3 protein-coding genes and 1 pseudogene are annotated in these 1,837 nt (G+C 34.3%); 1 reads left to right on the top strand and 3 read right to left on the bottom strand.

Going from position 1 to position 1,837, the window contains the following annotated elements; translation table 11 throughout:
* The first annotated feature begins 282 nt into the window (after positions 1-282).
* Positions 283-849, top strand: coding sequence for a DUF536 domain-containing protein (locus tag FD44_RS09790; RefSeq protein WP_010620856.1), 567 nt, complete (start codon positions 283-285; stop codon positions 847-849).
* A 110-nt stretch (positions 850-959) separates the two neighbouring features.
* Here the strand turns inward: FD44_RS09790 and FD44_RS09795 are convergent, their stop codons facing one another.
* From FD44_RS09795 to FD44_RS10800, 3 genes and pseudogenes are all read right to left on the bottom strand, one after another.
* On the bottom strand, positions 960-1,199 hold the full coding sequence (locus FD44_RS09795) for a hypothetical protein (protein ID WP_010620857.1): 240 nt from the start codon (positions 1,197-1,199) through the stop codon (positions 960-962).
* A 58-nt stretch (positions 1,200-1,257) separates the two neighbouring features.
* Positions 1,258-1,605 (bottom strand): DUF3139 domain-containing protein, encoded by a 348-nt coding sequence (locus FD44_RS09800; protein ID WP_010620858.1) that lies wholly within the window; start codon positions 1,603-1,605, stop codon positions 1,258-1,260.
* Positions 1,606-1,625: 20 nt separating this feature from the next.
* Positions 1,626-1,837 (bottom strand): annotated as a pseudogene (locus FD44_RS10800) (hypothetical protein); the annotation flags it as partial.

Consider the following 1,837-nt stretch of genomic DNA (forward strand, 5'->3'; position numbering starts at 1 on the left):
ACTATTAGAGAACTTGCTGATGAGTTTGGTGTATCAAAACAAGCCATTAGGGAAAAAACTAGATGCAAACTTTAGTTGTTGTTAATTCGGGATATTTGCCGTTAAAGCAACATTCATTGGTGGCAACAACCAGAACCAAATCAATTATAGTTTAGCTTGAAGATTGATACCTATTTTAAAAAACGACAAGAACGACAACCAAGTTTAAGCTTTGCTTGTCGATTGGTGTTCTTGTCGTTTTTAACTTATAATTTAAGGCGGATTAATTAGGTGGTGAAACTATTGGGCAAGACTATTCGACAACTTTCAGAAGAATTGAAATTATCAAAACAAGCTATTAACCAACGTATTAATAGTATTAATGGCTTTCGAAGCAAACACACTTATAAAGTCAAAAACCATCTAGAAATAGACAACCAAGGCGTTAAAATGCTTGCTAATTTCGACAAGCAAAAACGACAAGAACGACAAACAAATCAGCAAGCTGAAAACGACAAGGACAAAAATATTGATCATATCTTGCTAAAACAACTTGATGTTAAAGATCAACAAATTGCAAATTTACAACAGGCCTTAGATCAGCAACAAAAATTACAGATAGCAACGGTTTCAGAAAACCATCGATTAAAAGAGCACGTTCGTAAATTGAGTGGCTTGCTTGACTCTTCTAGTGCAACTCAACAGCAAAAATCAAACGACAAGGACGATGTCTTGTCGAATAATGTCAATACCCGTCACAGCAAGGATAAAAACGACAAGCAAAATGAAAATAGAGTTGCTGAATATAATAATAGGCAAAAAAAAGTATCTAAAAACAAGGTCAATAATAGTTGGTGGCGTTTTTGGTAGTATTTCTACTCCTTTCATCAAGCAATCAGGAATCTAACCCAGAAATAGTTGACAAAGAGCCCATTTTCCTACCGCCTTGGATAGTTATAAGAAGCAAAAAAATTCTCATACTATTTGGCTGACAGTGGTAATTTAAAGATGATAAAAGTCGATACAGCGTAAATAATTAAAATCGGAATCAGTAACATTCCATAGGTGATGGGCCACGTCAAAATGGTCATTAAGGCAGTGCCAACTGTATTTAAAATTACTAACGTTTTCCTGGTTAGTTTAAATGAATGCCACATTAAAAACCACCAGTAGACCAATGAAATAAGTAGCGCAAAGCTTCCCAATTCAGCTAATGACAATTTTTATTTATCTCCTATAAATTGTTTTTGTAATATATTAAAGCTTGCAAAAATTAAATTAACGATCATACTCCAAGGGTGGATAAGGAGCTAGAGTATCTTTAACACCCTCCCGATGATCATAGATACTTAGGGACACCCTTTTATCCTGCCAAGACATATTATAAATATATTGATAGGTATGGTGTTGGTGGCGAATTGAAACATCTTCCTCCCATTGTCCCATATTGACCCAATTAAAAACTATTTTCTGATTTTTAATGCTATTTTTTGGAATCTTTTGGGCAACCATGTACGTTCGAACGGCTCCAGTAAAATAAGTGCGATGTTGCCAATAAATGGCTAGCCAAACTATTAAAAAGAACCCTAGTAATAAAGCTATTACGTACCCAATCTTTTTAAGCATAACTAATCCACACCTCTTTTTCATTTTGTTGTTAGTTTATAAATATAACTTGGCTTGTAAGTCCCTGAAAAAACATTTGTCATTGAGAATGGGAATACCCACATAAGGCCACCTTTCATTCCTTTATGACTTGTCCCCCACCAATAAGCTAAGTAAACATATTTAGAACAGTAACTAGGATTCTTGTGGTACAAGTTAGTAGTTGTCAAATGGTAGATTGTAAAATTAATCC

The organism is Secundilactobacillus malefermentans DSM 5705 = KCTC 3548 (assembly GCF_001436395.1).
Taxonomy (GTDB): Bacteria; Bacillota; Bacilli; order Lactobacillales; family Lactobacillaceae; genus Secundilactobacillus; species Secundilactobacillus malefermentans.

Coding starts and splice junctions, on each gene's coding strand:
- FD44_RS09800 (WP_010620858.1), bottom strand. CDS start 1,605: ATGCTTAAAAAGATTGGGTACGTAATAGCTTTATTACTAGGGTTCTTT.